Source organism: Lentibacter algarum (assembly GCF_040580765.1).
Lineage (GTDB): Bacteria > Pseudomonadota > Alphaproteobacteria > Rhodobacterales > Rhodobacteraceae > Lentibacter > Lentibacter algarum.
In genome coordinates, this window is the sequence record NZ_CP158687.1 from 2,287,859 (window position 1) to 2,306,736 (window position 18,878).

Annotated in this window: 22 protein-coding genes and 1 pseudogene; 10 read left to right on the forward strand and 13 right to left on the reverse strand. The window is 56.2% G+C overall.

Features of this window, described 5'->3' with window-relative positions; translation table 11 throughout:
- Positions 1 to 154: 154 nt before the first annotated feature.
- The gene (locus DSM117340_RS11285; RefSeq protein ID WP_245724386.1) at positions 155 to 880 is read left to right on the forward strand and encodes a type IIL restriction-modification enzyme MmeI; all 726 of its coding nucleotides are present in this window, start codon (positions 155 to 157) and stop codon (positions 878 to 880) included.
- Here DSM117340_RS11285 and DSM117340_RS11290 read toward each other — a convergent pair.
- A complete protein-coding gene (locus DSM117340_RS11290; RefSeq protein WP_089889162.1) occupies positions 838 to 1,119 on the reverse strand; it encodes a hypothetical protein in 282 nt (93 codons plus the stop codon). The genes DSM117340_RS11285 and DSM117340_RS11290 overlap by 43 nt on opposite strands.
- Before the next feature lies 1 nt (position 1,120).
- Positions 1,121 to 1,549: a helix-turn-helix domain-containing protein gene (locus tag DSM117340_RS11295; protein WP_354689628.1), complete on the reverse strand. Its 429-nt coding sequence runs from the start codon at positions 1,547 to 1,549 to the stop codon at positions 1,121 to 1,123.
- 172 nt (positions 1,550 to 1,721) lie between these two features.
- Here DSM117340_RS11295 and DSM117340_RS11300 point away from each other — a divergent pair, with 172 nt between their 5' ends.
- The 8 genes and pseudogenes from DSM117340_RS11300 to DSM117340_RS11335 form a co-directional block, all read left to right on the forward strand.
- Complete coding sequence (locus tag DSM117340_RS11300; RefSeq protein ID WP_354689629.1) at positions 1,722 to 2,324, forward strand: SCO family protein; 603 nt, start codon at positions 1,722 to 1,724, stop codon at positions 2,322 to 2,324.
- A gap of 5 nt (positions 2,325 to 2,329) precedes the next feature.
- A complete protein-coding gene (locus DSM117340_RS11305) occupies positions 2,330 to 2,752 on the forward strand; it encodes a disulfide bond formation protein B (RefSeq protein ID WP_089889159.1) in 423 nt (140 codons plus the stop codon).
- Positions 2,749 to 3,408, forward strand: a complete 660-nt coding sequence (locus DSM117340_RS11310) for a thioredoxin domain-containing protein (RefSeq protein ID WP_089889156.1) — start codon at positions 2,749 to 2,751, stop codon at positions 3,406 to 3,408. Before DSM117340_RS11305 ends, DSM117340_RS11310 begins: the two co-directional genes overlap by 4 nt.
- Positions 3,409 to 3,431: 23 nt before the next feature.
- Positions 3,432 to 3,899, forward strand: coding sequence for a copper chaperone PCu(A)C (locus DSM117340_RS11315; protein ID WP_354689630.1), 468 nt, complete (start codon positions 3,432 to 3,434; stop codon positions 3,897 to 3,899).
- Positions 3,899 to 4,525: an SCO family protein gene (locus DSM117340_RS11320; RefSeq protein WP_089889150.1), complete on the forward strand. Its 627-nt coding sequence runs from the start codon at positions 3,899 to 3,901 to the stop codon at positions 4,523 to 4,525. The genes DSM117340_RS11315 and DSM117340_RS11320 overlap by 1 nt, the downstream gene beginning before the upstream one ends.
- Positions 4,522 to 5,895, forward strand: coding sequence for a M23 family metallopeptidase (locus DSM117340_RS11325; RefSeq protein ID WP_089889146.1), 1,374 nt, complete (start codon positions 4,522 to 4,524; stop codon positions 5,893 to 5,895). Before DSM117340_RS11320 ends, DSM117340_RS11325 begins: the two co-directional genes overlap by 4 nt.
- A gap of 3 nt (positions 5,896 to 5,898) precedes the next feature.
- Positions 5,899 to 6,354: a DUF411 domain-containing protein gene (locus DSM117340_RS11330; protein ID WP_009807976.1), complete on the forward strand. Its 456-nt coding sequence runs from the start codon at positions 5,899 to 5,901 to the stop codon at positions 6,352 to 6,354.
- A 12-nt stretch (positions 6,355 to 6,366) separates the two neighbouring features.
- Positions 6,367 to 6,495: pseudogene (locus tag DSM117340_RS11335) on the forward strand (ZIP family metal transporter); the annotation flags it as partial.
- 743 nt (positions 6,496 to 7,238) lie between these two features.
- On the opposite strand, the gene DSM117340_RS11340 reads toward DSM117340_RS11335, so the two are convergent.
- From DSM117340_RS11340 to DSM117340_RS11370, 7 genes are read right to left on the reverse strand one after another with little or no spacing between them, the layout of a single operon-like run.
- Positions 7,239 to 7,964, reverse strand: coding sequence for a GNAT family N-acetyltransferase (locus DSM117340_RS11340; RefSeq protein ID WP_038010067.1), 726 nt, complete (start codon positions 7,962 to 7,964; stop codon positions 7,239 to 7,241).
- Positions 7,961 to 9,115 (reverse strand): o-succinylbenzoate synthase, encoded by a 1,155-nt coding sequence (gene menC / locus DSM117340_RS11345; protein WP_089889195.1) that lies wholly within the window; start codon positions 9,113 to 9,115, stop codon positions 7,961 to 7,963. Before menC ends, DSM117340_RS11340 begins: the two co-directional genes overlap by 4 nt.
- A gap of 43 nt (positions 9,116 to 9,158) precedes the next feature.
- Complete coding sequence (locus DSM117340_RS11350; RefSeq protein ID WP_354689611.1) at positions 9,159 to 9,917, reverse strand: amino acid ABC transporter ATP-binding protein; 759 nt, start codon at positions 9,915 to 9,917, stop codon at positions 9,159 to 9,161.
- On the reverse strand, positions 9,914 to 10,648 hold the full coding sequence (locus tag DSM117340_RS11355; protein WP_354689610.1) for an ABC transporter permease: 735 nt from the start codon (positions 10,646 to 10,648) through the stop codon (positions 9,914 to 9,916). The genes DSM117340_RS11350 and DSM117340_RS11355 overlap by 4 nt, the downstream gene beginning before the upstream one ends.
- Before the next feature lies 1 nt (position 10,649).
- Positions 10,650 to 11,357, reverse strand: coding sequence for an ABC transporter permease (locus tag DSM117340_RS11360; RefSeq protein WP_038010061.1), 708 nt, complete (start codon positions 11,355 to 11,357; stop codon positions 10,650 to 10,652).
- A gap of 33 nt (positions 11,358 to 11,390) precedes the next feature.
- On the reverse strand, positions 11,391 to 12,170 hold the full coding sequence (locus tag DSM117340_RS11365) for an ABC transporter substrate-binding protein (RefSeq protein ID WP_038010059.1): 780 nt from the start codon (positions 12,168 to 12,170) through the stop codon (positions 11,391 to 11,393).
- 31 nt (positions 12,171 to 12,201) lie between these two features.
- Positions 12,202 to 13,080 carry a MurR/RpiR family transcriptional regulator gene (locus DSM117340_RS11370; protein WP_089889205.1) on the reverse strand — a complete coding sequence of 293 codons (879 nt, stop codon included), beginning with the start codon at positions 13,078 to 13,080 and terminating at the stop codon, positions 12,202 to 12,204.
- A 518-nt stretch (positions 13,081 to 13,598) separates the two neighbouring features.
- On the opposite strand from DSM117340_RS11370, the gene DSM117340_RS11375 reads away from it, so the two are divergent.
- Positions 13,599 to 14,837 carry a tyrosine-type recombinase/integrase gene (locus DSM117340_RS11375; RefSeq protein ID WP_354689631.1) on the forward strand — a complete coding sequence of 413 codons (1,239 nt, stop codon included), beginning with the start codon at positions 13,599 to 13,601 and terminating at the stop codon, positions 14,835 to 14,837.
- A 169-nt stretch (positions 14,838 to 15,006) separates the two neighbouring features.
- Here the strand turns inward: DSM117340_RS11375 and DSM117340_RS11380 are convergent, their stop codons facing one another.
- From DSM117340_RS11380 to DSM117340_RS11395, 4 genes are read right to left on the reverse strand one after another with little or no spacing between them, the layout of a single operon-like run.
- Positions 15,007 to 16,557: a TRAP transporter large permease subunit gene (locus tag DSM117340_RS11380; protein ID WP_354689632.1), complete on the reverse strand. Its 1,551-nt coding sequence runs from the start codon at positions 16,555 to 16,557 to the stop codon at positions 15,007 to 15,009.
- Entirely contained in the window at positions 16,554 to 17,051 is a 498-nt protein-coding gene (locus DSM117340_RS11385) for a TRAP transporter small permease subunit (protein WP_354689633.1), read from the reverse strand. The genes DSM117340_RS11380 and DSM117340_RS11385 overlap by 4 nt, the downstream gene beginning before the upstream one ends.
- Before the next feature lie 59 nt (positions 17,052 to 17,110).
- Positions 17,111 to 18,196: a TRAP transporter substrate-binding protein gene (locus DSM117340_RS11390; protein WP_354689634.1), complete on the reverse strand. Its 1,086-nt coding sequence runs from the start codon at positions 18,194 to 18,196 to the stop codon at positions 17,111 to 17,113.
- A gap of 10 nt (positions 18,197 to 18,206) precedes the next feature.
- The gene (locus DSM117340_RS11395; RefSeq protein ID WP_354689635.1) at positions 18,207 to 18,878 is read right to left on the reverse strand and encodes a flavin reductase family protein; all 672 of its coding nucleotides are present in this window, start codon (positions 18,876 to 18,878) and stop codon (positions 18,207 to 18,209) included.

An 18,878-nucleotide genomic window follows, 5' to 3' on the forward strand; every position in this document is an offset into this window, starting at 1 on the left:
AGCGAGCAACTAGGGTTACTGCGCTACGCTGCGTTTTTGGATGGAACCGTGCAGATTGCCGCAAACCATAGCTTGTAAATGTTCATTGCTCAAAGGGCTGGCAGGCATAGTTCAAATGCCCTAACCTTCTCATAAAAATTAGTGGGCTGTGAGCATGAACGCTGTTGAAATTGAGGAACAAGTATCTGCACTTGCAGAGCTGCCATTCGACCCTGACGAATTTCCATATGCTTTTCTTGAAGCTTTTGGGAACAAGTCGACGACGATCAAGCGGTTGCGCGCGGGCACGTCAAACAAGTCTGATCAAGGCGGATTGCTTCAAGCTAATAACATTCACCTCCAGGTTTGCAATGAGGGCGGTGTTTCCAACACGCTCGCACAACTGAAGGCGAGCCCTGCCACAGTAAAATCAAAAGCAAAATTCGTCTTGGCGACAGATGGCATTGTGCTTGAAGCAGAAGACTTGAATACAGGCGAAACTATCGCTTGTGATTATAAGGACTTTTCCGACCACTTTGGCTTTTTCTTACCTCTTGCTGGTATCAGCACGGTTAAAAAAATCCGCGAAAGCTCGTTTGATATTAAGGCCACTGGTCGCCTCAATCGCCTCTACGTTGAGCTGCTTAAAGACAATCCTGAATGGGGCACTGCTGAGCGCCGCCATGATATGAACCATTTTATGGCGCGGCTGATCTTTTGCTTCTTTGCAGAAGACACAGATATTTTCAGAAACCCTGATCAGTTCACTGGCACGATCGAACGCATGAGCGAGAAGGACAGCTCCAACACCCATGAGGTGATCAGCAAGCTGTTCCGTGCTATAGCTGCGCCGAGCAATCAAACGGCTGTGCCAAGCGCATCCCACCTGTCCGGTCTGTGACCCTCTGCAAGCCACATCCACAGTACCAAAGCCGCAATGTAGACTCCGCCATAGGCGGCAAAGGCGCGGCCCGCAGCAACCGTTTCGACTTGCGCCAGAAGCCACCCGAATACCACCAAGGCTACAATACCGGGTACGAGCCAAGCCGCGGATGCGCCGAGGCGCCACCAGCTCCAGATCGCGAAACACCCGGCGATCTCGGCCAAGGCCGCAAGCGGGTATGCAAGCGCGGCAGGCATCTCAGGCGCCAATCTCGTCATGTTCGGTCAAACATTCGGAATGATCCCGCAACACCTCAAGCACCTTGCAATCGGCGGTACGTCCACCGCTGCATTCGTGAACCATGCGTTTCAGTTCGGTGCGCAGCGCCTTCAGACGGGCCATGCGCTGTTCCACCTGGTTTAGCTGGCGACGGGCAATCGCGTCGGCTTCTTCGCAGGGCCGATTGGGCTGCTCGCTGAGGTCGAGCAGCTCGCGGATCGCATCAAGTGAGAAGCCGAGTTGTCGCGAATGGCGGATAAAGGACAGTCGGTCGAGCTGTGCATTGTCATAGCGCCTCTGTCCGCCTTCAGTCCGGCCAGGTTCGGGCATGAGCCCGATCTGCTCGTAGTACCGAATGGTCTGCACCTTTGTGCCCGTCTTCTTTGACAGAGTGCCGATCGTGAGCATCTTCGCCTCCATGAAAAAGTTACAGTCTTTGTAGGTTTTGCCGCCCCAATAGACAGGTGCCGGAATCACAGACGCGTGAGTTTAAGCCACAACGTGATTTCGCGCTTGAACCTCTAGTAGCTAGAGGATGTAAACGCGACAATAATCAAGAATCAAAATCAGGCGCGCAGGTTTGTCCCTTACATCGGCACAGAAATTTCTTTGGGTTTTGGCAGGCGCCGCGGCGCTTGCCTTCGTGTGGCTTTTGCTCTGGTCGGACTATCGCGCTGACCGCGCCCGAACCGACACCGATCCGGTGTTTCTCGCCGCATTCGAATTGACGGACCACCAAGGTATGGTTCGCACAGAAGAAGACTTTTCGGGGCGTTGGATGTTGGTATTTTTCGGCTTCAGCAACTGCCCCGATGTCTGCCCGTCGACACTGTCTGAGGTCGCGGCGGTGATGGACGGTCTGGGCGACAATGCCGTGAGGGTCCAGCCGATTTTCATAACCATCGACCCCGAACGGGACACGTCCATGGCACTCGCCGAATTCGTTCCGCTGTTCGATGCGAACATCATCGGGCTGACAGGTACGCCCGAACAGATCGCCGCTACATCCGAAACGTTTCCGATCTTCTTTGAACGCATCGAAGAGGCTACAGCTCCGGATGGCTACACAATGGGCCACACGTCACATCTGTTTCTATTCGACCCCGAGGCAGGCTTTGCAGACTCATGGCCCCATGGCACGTCCGCTGAAGAGATTCTCGCCGATCTGGAAGAGAGGATCTGACCGACATGAACCGCGTACCCGCAGAAACCGCCCTCGGGCTGGCATGGATCGTTGCCCTCGTCGCCTCGCTTGCTGCACTTTTCATCGGCGAAGTGATGGGGCAGACACCCTGCGTGCTGTGCTGGTTCCAGCGCGCCTTCATGTTCCCGCTCGCGATCATTCTCGGCCTCGGCCTTTGGTGGCGAGACGGCAGCGTCGGGCGCTATGGCATCGCTCTGGCGCTTGGTGGTGGCGTGGTCGCCCTGTGGCACATGGGCCTCTACGCGGGCCTGATCCCAGAACGCATCCAGCCCTGCACGGCCACCGGCCCCTCTTGCACCGATGATAACCAATTGGTCTTCGGCATTCCGATCCCGCTGATGGCGCTGGTCGCCTTCGCACTGATCGGGTTCCTGTCGGCACTTTCATTGAAGGAAACACAAACATGAATCGACGCGGCTTAATCCTGTCCGTTCTCGCCCTCGGCGTTGCCGGTTTCGGCGGAGCCACTTGGTACGCGGCTCGCCCCGGCCCCGCGGCCGAAGCAAAAACCGTTGCGCCGGAACTCGCGGACGCGATGATCCGCTCTTACTCGCCCATCCTCGGACTTGCCGACGCGCCCGTCACGATTGTCGAATTCTTTGACCCGGCCTGCGAGGCTTGCCGCGCCTTCCATCCGATCGTGAAGGACATCATGGCACAGCATGGAGATGCCGTCCGCGTCGTTATCCGCTACACCGCGTTTCATGGCGAGGCATCCGAGGAAGCGATCCGCGTGCTCGAGGCAGCACGCATGCAAGGCGTTTACGAGCCGGTGCTCGAAGCCGTTCTGCGGGATCAGCCGAGATGGGCGTCGCACGGCGCGCCTGAGCCCGGTCTGATCCTCCAGATCGCCGCCACTGCCGGACTCGATGCAGAGGCCGCGCGCACGCAAATGCTGGCACCGGATGTCGTTGCGATCCTGAATCAGGATCGTGCGGACGTCGAAACCGTGGGAGTTCGCCAGACTCCTACTTTCTTTGTAAACGGCAAGTCGCTCGATCCATTCGGGGAGGCAGAACTGCGTCGATTAGTGGCCGCGGAAGTTGCCGCCGTGCAAAGCTGAATGGAAAAGGCAGGACCAAAACGATGAAAAAGATTATTATGACGGGCACACTGGCCGCGCTCTTGACCTTTGGAGGGCTCTTAGTACCCGCACTGGCCGGACCCGTGGATGTCGTCGTCGAAAGCGCCTGGTCCCGCGCCTCCATAGGGATGAACCGCCCGGGGGCCGCCTACATGACGATCCGCAACACTGGCGACGAGCCGGTGACGCTGATTGGTCTTTCAACACCCCTCGCGATGATGCCCGAGATCCACGAGACGAAGACCAATGCCGAAGGTGTGAGTTCCATGAGCGCGGCAGGTGAGATCGCGATCGCCCCGGGCGAGAGCGTCGCGCTTGAGCCGGGCGGCCTCCACGCGATGTTGATGCGGCTACAACAACCCATGACGGAAGGGGAAACCTTTCCGCTGAACCTACTTTTTGTCGACGGGCGCGAGGTGACAGTCGAGGTGCCGATCCTTGGCATCGCCGCACGCGGACCGGAAGACTAATGCGACGAAGGACGATCGCAGGATACGGCGCGGTTGGTGCCGGTGCAATTGCCTTGACGCTCTTCGTCGGTTGGTGGCGGGTCGACGGACCCGGTGCGCCCGAACCTATCGGGCAGCGGCCTATGGCTCTGACCGAGATGGATTTCCGCCTGACTGACCATGAAGGCAACGAGGTCGGGCCAGAAACCCTGATCGGGCGACCGACGATGGCGTTCTTCGGTTTCACTTACTGCCCCGATGTCTGCCCGACCACGCTCTCGGACATTTCAGGTTGGCTCGACGATTTAGGAGACGAAGCCAAACAGTTGAACGTGGTTTTCATCACGGTCGATCCCGAGCGCGATACCGTCGAGGCGATGGCAGAATATGTCAGTTATTTCCACCCAGCGATCCGCGGCTGGACGGGACCGGAGGGGCAGATTGCGCGCATCGCGGACGGCTTCCGCGCTGCCTACGAGCGGGTGCCCACGGAAGGCGGCGACTACACGATGAACCACACGGCCAGCGTCTTCCTGTTCGGTGCCGCTGGACCGTTCGTCACCATGATTGACTATCATGAACCGAGGGAATTCGCGGTACCGAAGATCCGCCGCGCGTTGGAAGAAGAAACGGAGGAAGCGACATGAGGCTCAGAACTTTTGCGGCAGGTGTCGCGCTTGCGGGGACCGTTTCGGGGACGGCTATCGCCTTCTTCGATGTTCTGTCGAAAGAACCCGTGCCGCCAGAACTTGCCCAGGCAGGTAGCTGGATGCCCCAGCGTCCTGAAGCTCCCCGGAGCCTGGATATTCCGTTGTCGCTGCCAGCTACGGCGTGGGTGGAAGATACACCCGGCTTCGGCCCCTTGCCCCTGCTGCAGGCCGCTGTTGTTGACAGGCCGATGCAGGCCATCGAACCGCCCCTGTTGACTTGGTCTCGCGACATCTCTTCTGGTGAAACGCTCGGCTCCTTGCTTTCCGAAGCCGGTCTTGCGGGAGCCGACCGGGCGGAAGTCGCCCTTGCACTTGGCGCGGAATACGATCTGCGACGGTTGCGGCCGGGGAATTCGGTCACTGTTGTTTCGACTATGGATGGCAGCCCCCGCACCGTCTCGCTCGCCGTCGAGGACGGGGTGCGGATCGAGGTGCTTTTTGGCGAGCAGGTGTCCACGCAGGTCGTGGCGCCGGATCCGGAGATGGTAACCCTTGCTGGGGAGGCCGTGATCGACACCTCGATCTTCGCGGCACTCGACAATGCCGGCATCCCCGCCCGATTTGCCGTGGACCTTGCGCAAATGCTGGGTGGAACCGTGGATTTCCGCCGTGAGATGGCTGGAGGGGAGACACTAAGGCTTCTCTGGCGCGAGACGCGCGTCGGCGATGACAAGATCGGACAGCCGGACCTCGCCTTCGCCGCACTGGAAATCGGCGATTCGCTTTACGAGATCGTTTGGCCGGACGACGGCAGCGGTCAGGCGACGATCTACGTCGATGGCGAAGTGCTTCGCGTCTTTGCACAGCCGGTTGAGGGCGCGCGCCTCAGCTCGGTGTTCGGGCGCCGCACACATCCGGCCTACGGAAACGTCCGGATGCACACCGGCGTCGATTTTGCCGCGACAAGCGGGACGCCGGTACGGACGACGGCACCGGGCCGGGTCAGCTTTATCGGCTGGCGAGGCGGCTATGGACGCGTGGTTGAAATCTCTCACGGCTCGGAGACCATGACGCGCTACGCGCATCTCAGCGCCGTGCCGGAGGGCCTAACACAGGGCCAACTCGTGGCGGCGGGAGATGTGATCGGGCGCGTTGGCGCAACTGGCACAGCGACAGGTCCCAACCTGCACTACGAAGTCCTCGTAGATGGGCGTCCGACTGACCCTCTCTCTGACGACCGGCTCGCCGAAGCCGCAGAGAACGAGGTGGATGATACCGCCGCGCTGTTGCGTCTGACCGCGGCGCGCGCGCTTCTGACTGAAAACCTTGACAGCGAAATTGCCCAGACGACAACCGAAAGGCTCTGACCCATGAAACGCATGACCCAAGCTCTGACCATCGCGCTCGCCCTGTTCCCGGCGGCCCAGGCCCTCGCAGAGGCAACAGCGATAGACGTCCGCAAGACCAACGGATGCGGCTGCTGCCTGTCCTGGATGAACCATCTCGAGGAAAACGGATTCGCGCCGACGGGCGAGAACATGTTTGGCGGGTCGCTGGTTCGTTTCAAGCTCGACAACGGCGTGCCGCAGCGCATGGTCTCCTGCCATACCGCGCTCATAGAGGGCTACGTGATTGAAGGCCATGTCCCGGCCGCTGATATCCGCCGCCTTCTTGAGGAACGCCCGGACGCCGTCGGCCTCGCCGTTCCGGGAATGCCCTATGGCTCGCCCGGCATGGGGCCGGAAGAAAATCGTGAAGCTTATGATGTCTTCCTCATCCGCGAGGACGGGTCGACCGAAGTCTTTTCAAGCTACGCAGAAGGATAATCTGGCCCGCTTATGGAAAACCTGTCTCCGATAATGCTCGGCTTTCTCGGAAGCCTTGCCGCCGGATCGCTCACGGCAGTCGGAGCAATTCCCGTGCTGTTCGGGCGCATCCCGTCGCGGGCGACGCGCGATCTGTCGCTTCGTCCGCACTTCGGCCATAAACAATAGTCCGAGTGAACGTCCACTTCATTCAGTCCGTGTCCAGTCTTGCGTCTTTTGGAATGTTGAACAGTGTGTTACAATTAGAAGTCTGCGATTACTGTGTCCAACACAGCGTTTCCGCCCTACCCTCAAAATGACACCAAAAACACACTCGCACGCACACCAAAAATATTGCCACGCAAGCCATTGATAATAAATGTCTAAATTACACCACCTCCATTGAAAATCCTCGTGTCGGTGGTTCGATTCCGCCCCTGGGCACCACTTTTTCTAATAAAAACAATGGCTTAGCAGAACGCAACGCGCGCTAAAGTTGTGTAATTCAAAAACACACCTTAAACACACTTTTTGCCGTGTTGCTGACTATTTTGACTGCGGATTCGCTGTGTTGACCACAGAGTTGGGTGTGGCTGTGTTAGGACACAGTGTTGGTGGCGTTTTGGGCGAACATAGCTTGGAACACACAAGAAACGTGATTGCTGGCTTTCCGGCCCTTAGCGGACCTTGGTGGGTCGCGCAGCTAAGGTCGGGTCTGAGCCCTTATTCCCAGATGCTGCACTGCAAACATTTTGAAGTAAGCACGGAAACCGGCCGTTGATTCATGGAGTGCGTCGGGAAAAGAGGAGGGGCACGCGGTTGCTCCTCGCGGATGATTTTGTCGACAGCATTGCGCCTATTTAGGCTCCACAACGCCACCGGCAATGGGGCGGGCAAAAAAGTTGCTACGGGTTGGTCAACAGATACTCGCAGGTTTTTGTGTCAAAGCCCGAAATGCGAAACCCGTCCGCGAAAGCAGCCGTAAGTGCTGCGCGCACGCGCAGGCGTTCGGCAACGGCGCCCTTGAGGTTGTTCGACAGAAGTGCACCGAAATCAGCAGGGATTGCGACACGGAGGTCGCCGCCGGTGACAGGCGGGGTGCGCGGATTTTCGGCGCGGTGTACGACTTCGGGCGCGGTTAGGTGCCATTCGGCAAGCAGGCGATCCGAGGCGACACCGGCGTTGATACCCTCCATCTTGCCATAGTAATCATGGTAGTAGGTCCCGGCGGTCGCCCCTAACCTTGCGATGTTCAGGTTCGCGTTGACGCGGCGGAGCGGGTCATAGGTCCAACGCACCGTCGTGATACCTCGTTCAAGACACCAGTCGCGCTGATACCATTTCAGCTTTACGCCCAGCCCCATGCCGCGGCTATCTGGATGCACGGCTAGTCGGTGCGAATGCTGCACATCGGGTTGACTGGTTGGAAAACCAAAGAGAAAGCCCAGCATGCGCCCCTCGGAAAAAGCACCGGCAACCAATCCCCCTTCGTGCTGAATCGCGAGCATGATGTCAGAATTGTCGGCCGGGTCGTCTTGTCCCCAGACTTCGCGTTGAAACGCCTCAGAACGTTTTAGTTCTTCAACCGAGTTCAACTCGCGTATCGTCAGTTCTGGCGTCGGCTGGTTCATGTCCCAATCTCCTCAACGTGATCGGTAACGGATTTTAGATAATCGTGGTCCAGCGTCACGCCGATGCCGGGGCCGGTTGCTGGAACGGGCATCTCGCCGTTTGAGGCTTCCAGCGGTTCATTGATGATGTCACGCTTGAAATAGCGGCTGGCGCTTGATGTATCCCCGGGTTTGGTAAAATTGGCCAAAGTTGCAAGGTGGATATTATGCGCGCGACCGATGCCTGCCTCCAGCATGCCACCGCACCAGACCGGAGCCCCAAAGGCCGCACTTGTGTCGTGGATGGCACGGGCCGCGGCAAACCCGCCAACGCGACCGACCTTGATGTTGATGACCCGCGCCGCCCGCATTTCCAGGGCTTTGCGTGCATCGCTGGCGCTGCGGATGCTTTCGTCCAGACAGATCGCCGTTTTTAGCGATGCCTGCACTTGGGCGTGATCATGGATATCGTCAAACGCCAGCGGCTGTTCAATATAATCAAGGTTGAAGCCGTCCAGAGCCTGCAGAACCGGCAGGTCAGCAAGCCCGTAATCGGTATTGGCGTCTACCGTCAGCTTAATATCGGGGTACTGGTTGCGCACGGCCTCGACGATTTTGACGTCATGGCCTTGTGCGATCTTTAACTTGGTGCGTTTGTAGCCGCTGGCCAAAGCTTCGTCGATGCGATCAAGGGTTTTCTCAATAGGTGCGATGCCAAGGCTGACGCCGACATCAACAGAATTGCCCACACCGCCGAGGGCTGCCTTCAGGGGGATGCCAAGGCTTTTGGACCACATATCCCAGAACGCCATTTCAACAACGGCTTTGGCCATCCGGTTGCCGCGCCACGGCGCGAGATATGGCTCCAGCTCGTAAGGAGATGCAAATCGCTTGCCGATGATCGAGGGCAGCAGAACATCACGCAGAAAGGCCATTGCGCCGGGAATGGTTTCCTCAAGATAGTCGGGGGTTGGGTCCATCACCGCCTCGGCTATGCCCTCAAGCCCTTCGCCCTTCAGCACCAAAAGCGGGAATGTCTTGCAGGTCATAGTGCCGCTTGAGATGACAAAAGGTGTGAGCAGAGGCAGGCTCACGATCCGCAATTCGGCAGCTTCGATCAGGATACCTCCACGCAGGGCGGTAGGGGCAAAAGCGGTTGAATGTTCTGGCATATTTTTGACCTAAATGGCTTGAGATTTCAGGGCGGAAACCCCGCTAGCTTACCTTAGAGATAAAGCGCTTGAATTCTTCTGTCTTGGGATTGGTGAACATTTCCTCTGGCGGGCCTTGCTCGGCAATTCGGCCTTCATGCAGGAAAACAACTTCAGAGGATACATCGCGGGCAAAGCCCATCTCGTGGGTCACGACAATCATTGTGCGCCCTTCAGCGGCGAGCGATTGCATCACCTTCAGTACTTCGCCCACCAACTCGGGGTCGAGCGCGGAGGTTGGTTCGTCAAACAGGATTGCATCGGGTTCCATTGCCAAGGCGCGCGCGATGGCGACTCGTTGCTGCTGCCCACCCGAGAGCTGCGAGGGGTACATCTGCATCCGATCCTCAAGCCCAACGCGCTTGAGCAGTGCCTCGGCCTTGTCGCGGGCCTCTGCCTTCGCGACGCGTTTGACCTGTATCGGTCCTTCCATCACATTTTCCTGAACCGTGCGGTGTGTCCAGAGGTTAAACTGTTGAAACACCATGCCCAGACGGCTGCGGATGCTCTCGATATGGCGCGCATTCTGCGGTTTACCGTTGCGTACAATGACTTCTTCGCCCTGAACCGTCACCTTGCCAGAGGTTGGCGTTTCGAGGAAATTGAGACAGCGCAGGAAGGTGGATTTTCCAGAACCCGAGGAGCCGAGGATCGAGATCACGTCATGTTTGTTCGCTTCAAGTGAAATGCCCTTGAGAACTTCGAGGTGTCCAAAGGATTTATGGATATCTTCGGCTTTTAGAACGGTTTCCGCTTGGGTCATCCTTGGGCTTCCTTCACTGGCACCGTGGTGCCACGTGGTTTGTTATGGGCTTCGATATGGCGGCTTAGACGTCGTTCTGCTTGTCGCCAGATCAGCACAAAGATTGCAGTGATGCAGAGGTAGATTACAGCCGCCCAGAGGTAGACCGAAAAATCGAATGTCTTGGAAAATACCTGCCGCGTGCGGCCCATGATATCAAAAACCGTCACCACGCTTGCCAGCGCGCTGGCCTTCATCAGCAAAATGACTTCATTGCCCAAAGCGGGCCACGCGATGCGATACGCATGCGGGTAGACCACACGGCGCAAAGTTGTGAGGCGGCTCATGCCGATGGCTTTGGCAGCCTCGATTTCGCCACGGTTCACGCCCATGATACCACCGCGCAGGATTTCAGTTTGATAGGCGGTCGAGTTCAGCGCAAAGGTCAGGAGGGCGCAATTGAACGGATCCCGAAAGAAATTCCAGAGGCCCCATTCTGTTAAGAACGGACGAAATTGGCCCGAACCATAGTAGATCAGGAACAGCTGCGCGAGGATCGGCGTGCCGCGCATAAACGAGATGTAAAGCCTCAGCGGGGCTTGGACCATTGTCGGTGCCTGCACGCGGATCAAGGCGAACGCCGGAGAGAAAAACGCTGCAATTAAGGCGCCAAGAAGCGTCAGTTTGATCGTCATGAGTGTGCCATCAAGAAGGCGCGGCCAGTATTGGATGAGGACGTCGATCGGGTTCATTTCATGCCCTCCTTACGCCACGATTGGCACGTTTTTCCATCCGCGCCAGAACCACTTCCGACAGCAGGCAAAGCACCCAATAAATCAGGCAAGCCACAAGATAGAAGGTGAAGGGTTGTTTCGTGACCCCAACGGCCACTTTGGTCATGCGCATCAGATCATCCAAGGCGATCACCGAGACAAGCGCTGTATCTTTAAGCATGTTGATCCAGAGATTGCCTAAGCCGGGCAGCGCAAAGCGCCACAATTGCGGCAACTGGATCCGAAAGAATATCTTTCGCTGGCTCATACCGATTGCGCGGCCAGCCTCGGCCTGTCCTCTATCAAGCGAGTTGAACGCGCCTCGGATCACTTCGCCCGCGAAGGCACCGAACACCATGCCAAGCGCGATAACACCGGCTGCAAAGGGGCTGAAATTAGTGCCGCCGCCGTCAGGGTTCCACCAGCGTAGCGCCGAATTCAAAAGCAAACCAACGCCGTTATAGACCACAAACAGGGTTAGGATTTCCGGCAACCCGCGCATGACGGTTGTGTAGCCGAACCCGAAAAAGCGCAGAGTTCGCAACTGCGACAGCGAACAAAACGCCGCAAGAAATCCAAGGGCGAGCCCGACGGGCAGCGTTACGATGGCAAGTTGCGCCGTAATCGCCAGCCCGCGCAGAATTTCATCCCCCCAGCCGGCATCGCCGTATGCAAAGAGCTCATACATGGCGTGGCCTTGTGGTTGGGGGGACAAATTGCATCATTTCATCGTATAGACGTCGATTTCGAAATACTTGTTGTTGATTTCAAGATAGGTTCCATCAGCACGCATTTCTGCAAGCGCATTGTTCAGGTTCTCGCGCAATTCGTCATCTTCCTGACGCACGGCCATGCCAACGCCGTCGCCGACAAAGGCAGGATCGGTGATCGGTTCGCCTCCCAACTCACAGCATGCGCCGTCTTCGGATTTTGTGGTCCAATCCAGCATCGGCAGCATGTCACCGACTTGCAGATCAATACGACCGCTTGCCATGTCCAAATTTACTTCGTCCTGCGTAGGATAAAGGCGGACTTCGGCGTCAGGATAGGTTGCCTCGGCAAAGTCGGCCTGCGTTGTTCCCGACTGCGCGCCAATGATCAGGCCCGAAAGAGATTCATTGGTGAATTCGATGATATCGCTGCCCATTGGGACAACATGCGTCATCGCAGCAAGATAGTAAGGGTCAGTGAAATCAACCTGCTGTTTGCGTTCTTCGGTGATGAACATCGACGCAACGATCACATCATATTTGTTTGCCAGCAGGCCGGGGATGATACCGTCCCAGTCTTGGGCTACAACATCACATTCTACATCCATGCGTTTGCACAATTCCAAGGCAATATCGATGTCGAAACCGGCGATTGTCCCATCAGATTCGATGTAATTGAACGGAGGGTACGCGCCCTCGGTTCCGATTGTCACAGTTTCTGCGGTGGCTTGCACTGCAAAGGCTGCCGTGAGGGCCGCCGTCGCGATCATTGTCGTCAGTTTGGTTTTCATTTTGGTCTTCTCCCGTTGAGTTTGGTTTTCGTTACTTCATTATTTGGGTGACAGGGTCGCCCACATGGCCTGTGATGCGCCCGAACAATTCAGCGATTTGGTTCAGCCGGTCCCCTGTATCGGGGCCAAGCTCCATGAATACGCCGTTGATCAGAAGGTTGCCCAGACTCGCCATAAGGGCGGTGGAATCCCAGAACTGGTTAACTTGCGTCGGCACGGCAAACACCTCATCGGCGACCCCATTTCCCCAGTCACAATAGACGTCAGTGATCAGCGTGACAGGTATGCCCGCGCCATGTGCTTCTTGCGCCAGCACCTTGGCCTGCCGCGAATATCTGCGGGCCTCGAAGATGACCAGGCAAGCGGCGGTGTCCGACGCCAGCAATTCAGAAAAATTCCCTCCGGCAAGGTCCATCAACGTCACGCTATCGCGCAGATATTGCAGTTGGTTTGCGAAATATTGGGCGATGCCCCGTTCGGTTTGAAACCCGGTGATAAAAATCCGTTCCGTCTTGGCCAGACGTTTTACCACACGCTGCCAGTTCTTTGTTGTCGCCAATTCGTAGACAGACACCAAAGCAGCAATTTCCATCTCCATCCCGCGCGCAAGATGGGACTCATTGTTTTCCGAGTTTTTGCGAAGCTCGTTCAGACGTTCACTCATGAGCCAAGGATGGTCCCCGATGTGACCTTTCAAATGTTCCTTAAGGTTCCTGAAGCTCTCGTAGCCGATCGATCGGCAAAAGCGACCTACGGTGGCTTCGCTCACCTTCACTTTCGCTGCGATACTTGCGGCCGTTTCAAAAGGAAGTTCCGTCAGGGAGCCACTCATGTAGCTGGCAATCGCCTTGTCCGCTTTACTGCCATTCCTCATGGAATTGGAGAGAAGGGTCTCTATTGGCAGGGGCAATTGTGAACTCCGAAACGGCTTAGGGATTCGCCGTACATTGAAAGTTTTATTCCAAATTGTCAAATCTCAAATATTTCTGTCATTTTGACTGCAGAACCATGCGATACTGAAATATTATGAGCCAGTAACAGGGGCGGCGGTTGTTTTAAATGACACACTATCGCGCACAGTGTTGCATACGGGCGCAGTATTCTTGACTGGCAACAATGTGGGTTCAATTCAAAATCACCTCACTGCCCCACCGGACCGCAAGCTGCCGGGTACCCAATGGCGTCGCAGGGCCTGGAAGCCAATTCTTCGATTTCGGAGTGAAGTCCGCTCTGATCAGGTGAAACCAGACCTTGGTATTGCTTGACCGAACGGCCGCAAAGTCCCGCACAGCGGACCTCTATCCAAACCGCAGCGAACTACCGCTTTCCGCCCGATCTTACTTCGGCTGTAGTCTTTTAACGCCCAAACACACACTTCAGTAGACTTGTTGGTACGCCCTACCGTAGTGTCGCTGTGAGGAGCATGACATGCGGCAGCTGCGTGATGATACACATCTGATACTGGACGGCGAGGTGCGTGTGTATCGACGTGAGCGCAGCAAGCGCTGGCAGGCAGCCTTTGTGATTGACGGGCACACCATCCGCATCAGTACCGGAAAGCACGATCTTGCTGAGGCCAAGGAGTATGCCCGCGAGACTTTTCTTGAATACAAGTTCCGCCACAAGAACGACCTGCCTGTAGTCACCAAGAAGTTCTCTGATGTTGCCACGCTGGCCATTGCGGATATGCGCAAGCAGCTGGATGCGGGCTTAGGGCGCAAAGTGTTTGCAGACTACATCGTGTGTATTGAGCGTTACCTCATCCCGTTCTTCGGTGCACAGTATGTGACCACCATTGATTACGAGAAGGTGCAGCAGTTCTACGAGTGGCGGCGGGCAAAGATGGGCCGTGAGCCAAAGGCCTCAACGCTAAACACACATAACTCAGCCATGAACCGTGTGTTTGAAGAAGCAGTGGCGCGGGGCTTTATCGCGCACAAGAATGTGCCACTGCTGGTCAACCGTGGTGAGAAGAGCGAACGCCGTCCTGACTTTACCCGTGAGGAGTACGCTACACTTATCCGCAAGCTGCCCAGCTGGATTGATACTGGCAAAGCAGGCAAACCCACAGACATGCGGCACCTTATGCGGGACTACGTGTTGATCATGGCCAATACAGGCATGCGCCATGGCACAGAGGCGCTGAACCTACGCTGGAAGCATGTGACGCTGTTTGAAGAAAAGGATCTGCAGTATTTGGAGATGAGCGTCACAGGCAAAACTGGGCGGCGTGACATCATCTGCCGATCAGGCACAATCAATTACCTCAAGCGAATACACGAGAGATCTGAAGACATACGGCATATCCCGTTTGAAGACCTGCTCAAGCAGCGTATCGATCTGCCGGTGTTCAGATTGCCTGATGGAACAGTGAGCAAGAACATCCACCAGACGTTCCGCAAGTTCCTAACAGACACAGGACTAATCACATGTCCACGCACAGGGCAGAACAGAACGCTGTATAGTCTACGTCACACCTACGCGACATTCGCCCTACTCAACGATGGAATGGATATACATGCCCTCGCTGTGCAGATGGGCACAAGCATTGGCATGATTGAGCGGCATTACAGTCACCTCACGCCAAGGCTCAAAAAGGACATGCTCACGGGCAAGCGGTACGAGTTATCGCGGGATGAGTTTGAAGGGCAGAGTGAGGAATACTAATGAGGATCAACGTAAACGGCGGGAGGGAGACCGCTTTTTCGTTAAGTTTAGCTCCCGCAACAAAGACGTTAGAATTTGCGAACCTTTGCCGCCTTTTTAACAGAGCAATTTTCGGAATTTGCTACTTAGATCTCTAACTTTTGTTTGTCAAAAATGAGCCAAATCAGGCTTAGAACAGCACTGACGGCAACCACGTCGCCAACGCTGGAAGCATCCAGATCAGGATCACACCAACAGCCTGTATGCCGATAAACGGCACAACGCCTGCGTATATGTGGCCTGTCGTAACCTCTTTAGGCGCGGCCCCGCGCAGGTAGAACAAGGAGAACCCAAAGGGAGGCGTGAGGAAACTGGTTTGCAGGTTGATCGCGATCAACACACCGAGCCAGATCGGATCATGACCGAGCAGAATGAGTGTCGGCGTAACCAGAGGCAGAACGATGACCGAGATTTCCACGAAATCCAGAAAGAACCCCAGAAAGAAGATGAAGATCATGCAAAAGACAAGCGCGCCTGTTGCGCCGCCCGGCATGTTGCTGAGGATGCCAGCGACGCGCTCTTCCCCGCCAAGGCCGATGAAGACGAGACTAAAAACCCCCGCGGCAAGGATTGTCGCGAAGATCATCGATGTCATGGTGAGAGTTGAGCTGATCGCGTCATGCACAACCTTTTCTTTGACGGCCGCGCGCAGAGCAAAAATCACCGCAAGCGTGCCAGCAATGGCCAACCCCGCGTAAACAAGGCCCAAGGCAAAGGTGCCGTTGCTCAGATCGTCACGTTGAAACCGAACAGGGAAGGCGCCCGCAAGGATGCCGAGCGTGATGAGAGCCGCCGTGCCCAGAAGGATAAGCTTCGGGTTTATGCCCATCTTGTGGCCAGTCATCAATAGCGCACCGACGGCACCAACAGAGGCGGCTTCTGTCGGGGTGGCTATACCGCCCAGAATGGCCCCCAAGACTGCAAAGATCAGCAAAACAGGCGGCACCACAGCGCGAATAACTTCGGCGCGATCGGGCTTTGCCAAGTCTGTCGGTGCTGGTGGCATGTCCTGTGGTCTGATCCAGCCACGCAATAATATGTATATCAGATAGAGGCTGACCAGCAAAAAGCCGGGAATAATAGCTGCGGCAAAAAACTGACCAACAGACAAGGCTTCGACTGAGAATTTGCCTTGCTCATATTGGGCCTGCTGGAAAGAATTTGACATAACGTCAGCCAAAATAATCAATAATGTCGAGGGTGGAATGATCTGCCCCAAGGTGCCCGCAGTGCAAACGATACCTGAGGCGACGCGCGGGTCATATCCAGCGCGCAACATGGTTGGGAGAGCGATCATACCCATCGCAACGACTGTGGCTCCGACGATGCCTGTTGAAGCGGCCAGAAGCGCGCCCACTAACACGACAGAAATTCCGAGCCCGCCGCGAAGCTGGCCAAAAAGCCGGCCCATCGTGTCAAGCAATTCTTCCGCGATGCGACTTTTCTCAAGGATGGCTCCCATAAGCACAAACAGCGGAATGGCAATCAGCACGTTATTAGACAGGAGCCCGAACACACGCTGGCCCATAGCGCCTAGTAGGGTGACGTCCATATGGCCGGTATACCAACCGATATAAGCGAAAATTATACCAACACCGGCGATAGAAAATGACACCGGAAAGCCCAAAAGTATCGCACCCATCAGGGCCGCAAACATGATGATATCCAGATATTCGGTCATGGCTTTGGCCTATGCAATATGAGCCGTATCAACAGCGACACAGACTGAAGCATCACGAGGATGCAGAAGGTCGGGATCAGCGATTTCATCAAGAACACGGCTTCAATGCCGCCAACTGACAACGGGCCTTCGAGGATTTTCCAGGAGTTGCGAACCGAAGGCCACGACCAGTAAAGCAGCGCACTCATAGATGGTAAAAGAAAGAAGAGATGACCGAAAGTATCAATGCGTCTCTGGGTCTCTGGGCTGGCCTTGGCGAAAAACACATCAACACGCACATGCTGGTCGACCAGCAAAGTATAGCCTGCACCCAGCATGAAGAGGGTCGCATGCATATAAAGCACGCTTTCCTGAAGGGCTATCGAGTTCAAACCAAACGCATAACGCCCGACGACGATAGCGAATTGCATCAGCACCATGAAGAGGGCGAACCAACGCACAAGCCCTGCTACTCTTATGTTGAACGCGTCAATCCCGTTTGCCAGCTTTTCCATCTGCCCCTCCCGAAGCGAAGTGATGCCTGCGCGAAAATGCTCCGCGCAGGCCGCTCGTTTCAGTAGCCCATGACAGCGGCGCGCGCGTTCATCTGGCCGTTGTCGGCATAGACCATGTAGCTGCCCACAGAGTCGCGGTAGGCCACAAAGCTTTCCGCGATACGCTTAACCAGCTCGTCGTCGTCTTGACGTAACTCGTCGATAACTTCGGCGGCGGCTTTGCCCATGGCGGTAATCACGTCCTCAGGGAACATTTTCACTTGAACGCCTTCGTCGGCAACGAGCTTCTTCAACGCCAACGCGTGTTTGGTCGTGTATTCCGTCCAAACAGGGTTGTAGAGGCTCTCGCAAGCTAGGCTGACAACCTGTTTCAGATCATCTGGAAGCTCTGCATAAGCTTCTGCGTTGACGCCACATTCCTCGGCTGACGAAGGCTCGCCGACACCAGGCCAGTAGTAGTTCTTGGCGACTTGATGATAGCCAAGCGCGCTATCTGTCCATGGGCCAATGAACTCACCCGCATCCAGCGCACCGGTTTGAAGAGCTTGGAACATCGCCGGCCCTGACATGGCCTCTGCGGCCATCCCCAGTTTCGCCGCCATTTCCGAGGCAAGCCCCGTGGTGCGGAACTTCAGACCTTTGAGGTCTTCGGCTGAGTTGATGTCATTGCGGAACCAGCCGCCCCACTGTGGGCCAGAGTTGCCGCACAGGAAGGGTTTGATGCCGAAGCGGCCATACATTTCGTCATATAGGGCTTGGCCACCACCGTGATAGAGCCAGCCGAACTGCTCGTCTGCGCGCAGGCCAAAAGGCTGTGAACCAAAAAGCAAAATACCTTTAGACTTGCTACCCCAGTAAGCGGGAACGGCATGGTAAAGCTCGGCCGTGCCTTCGCTGACGGCGTCAAATACGCCGCGTCCCGGGACAAGCTCACCTGCGGGGAAAAGCTTTACTTCGATACGGCCACCAGACAGCGTGGTGATGCGATCAGCCAGCGTTTGTGCAGCCACACCAGGCCCAGGCAGGTTTTTCGGCCATGCAGTCACCATTTTCCACTGGCGCTTGTCTTGGGCAATCGCAGGTGAGGCCAAAGCAGCGGCGGCTGTGCCGACACCCACCGATGCTAGAAATTTACGTCTGTCCATTTTTGTTCTCCTAGTTGTTGTTTGTTAGAGTTGGTTTTCCTTCAAGACCGTCTTCCGCGGTCCCTGATGCGCTTGGAATGCGCATTTCGAACGTCTCGCTGATGCGAGCGTAGTCGTAGTAGCCCATGCGGGCGATGGGCTGAATCTTAGGGATATCGATCTTGCCAGTGGGCAAAATAACATCATCTGCGACATGAATCCGCATGACTTGGCCGTAGATCACATCAATCGTTCCAACAGGACTGTTGCCCGGTAAACGATGGGTCGAAATATATTTGCACTCAAAGTGACAGGGGCTTTCGGCCACTCGAGCGCCGGGGGCATCAACACATGAAGCCTTGGTAATGCCTGCATGCTCAAACTCGTCTTCGTCTGGGTCAAGCGCCATAGCCGAGATGTTTACCGCATCACGGAGATCATAAGTCGCCATATTCCAAACGAACCAGCCGGTCTCTTCGGCGTTCAAAACCGTATCCTTGCGGCGCCCATCAGGGTATTGGTTGGCTGCAAACATCACCATCGGTGGATCAAACGTCAGGTTTTGCCACTGGCTGTAGGGAGCCAGATTGTGCACGCCTTCCTTACTGACAGTGGAAAGCCAGCCGATCGGCCGCGGTACCGTGCAGGCCTTGAACGGCGAGAAGGGCAGCGGGCAATCTTCCGATGCGGGCGCGTAGTGCAT

Excerpts from the sequence above, each read along its gene's own strand:
- DSM117340_RS11365 (WP_038010059.1), bottom strand. The coding sequence starts at position 12,170 with ATGAAAACCAAACTGACGACAATGATCGCGACGGCGGCCCTCACGGCA.
- DSM117340_RS11395 (WP_354689635.1), bottom strand. The coding sequence starts at position 18,878 with ATGCACTACGCGCCCGCATCGGAAGATTGCCCGCTGCCCTTCTCGCCG.
- DSM117340_RS11330 (WP_009807976.1), top strand. The coding sequence starts at position 5,899 with ATGAAACGCATGACCCAAGCTCTGACCATCGCGCTCGCCCTGTTCCCG.
- DSM117340_RS11355 (WP_354689610.1), bottom strand. The coding sequence starts at position 10,648 with ATGAACCCGATCGACGTCCTCATCCAATACTGGCCGCGCCTTCTTGAT.
- DSM117340_RS11315 (WP_354689630.1), top strand. The coding sequence starts at position 3,432 with ATGAAAAAGATTATTATGACGGGCACACTGGCCGCGCTCTTGACCTTT.
- DSM117340_RS11325 (WP_089889146.1), top strand. The coding sequence starts at position 4,522 with ATGAGGCTCAGAACTTTTGCGGCAGGTGTCGCGCTTGCGGGGACCGTT.
- DSM117340_RS11295 (WP_354689628.1), bottom strand. The coding sequence starts at position 1,549 with ATGCTCACGATCGGCACTCTGTCAAAGAAGACGGGCACAAAGGTGCAG.
- DSM117340_RS11390 (WP_354689634.1), bottom strand. The coding sequence starts at position 18,196 with ATGGACAGACGTAAATTTCTAGCATCGGTGGGTGTCGGCACAGCCGCC.
- DSM117340_RS11385 (WP_354689633.1), bottom strand. The coding sequence starts at position 17,051 with ATGGAAAAGCTGGCAAACGGGATTGACGCGTTCAACATAAGAGTAGCA.
- DSM117340_RS11290 (WP_089889162.1), bottom strand. The coding sequence starts at position 1,119 with ATGCCTGCCGCGCTTGCATACCCGCTTGCGGCCTTGGCCGAGATCGCC.
- DSM117340_RS11310 (WP_089889156.1), top strand. The coding sequence starts at position 2,749 with ATGAATCGACGCGGCTTAATCCTGTCCGTTCTCGCCCTCGGCGTTGCC.
- DSM117340_RS11350 (WP_354689611.1), bottom strand. The coding sequence starts at position 9,917 with ATGACCCAAGCGGAAACCGTTCTAAAAGCCGAAGATATCCATAAATCC.
- DSM117340_RS11375 (WP_354689631.1), top strand. The coding sequence starts at position 13,599 with ATGCGGCAGCTGCGTGATGATACACATCTGATACTGGACGGCGAGGTG.
- DSM117340_RS11320 (WP_089889150.1), top strand. The coding sequence starts at position 3,899 with ATGCGACGAAGGACGATCGCAGGATACGGCGCGGTTGGTGCCGGTGCA.
- DSM117340_RS11380 (WP_354689632.1), bottom strand. The coding sequence starts at position 16,557 with ATGACCGAATATCTGGATATCATCATGTTTGCGGCCCTGATGGGTGCG.
- DSM117340_RS11285 (WP_245724386.1), top strand. The coding sequence starts at position 155 with ATGAACGCTGTTGAAATTGAGGAACAAGTATCTGCACTTGCAGAGCTG.
- DSM117340_RS11340 (WP_038010067.1), bottom strand. The coding sequence starts at position 7,964 with ATGAACCAGCCGACGCCAGAACTGACGATACGCGAGTTGAACTCGGTT.
- DSM117340_RS11305 (WP_089889159.1), top strand. The coding sequence starts at position 2,330 with ATGAACCGCGTACCCGCAGAAACCGCCCTCGGGCTGGCATGGATCGTT.
- menC (WP_089889195.1), bottom strand. The coding sequence starts at position 9,115 with ATGCCAGAACATTCAACCGCTTTTGCCCCTACCGCCCTGCGTGGAGGT.
- DSM117340_RS11360 (WP_038010061.1), bottom strand. The coding sequence starts at position 11,357 with ATGTATGAGCTCTTTGCATACGGCGATGCCGGCTGGGGGGATGAAATT.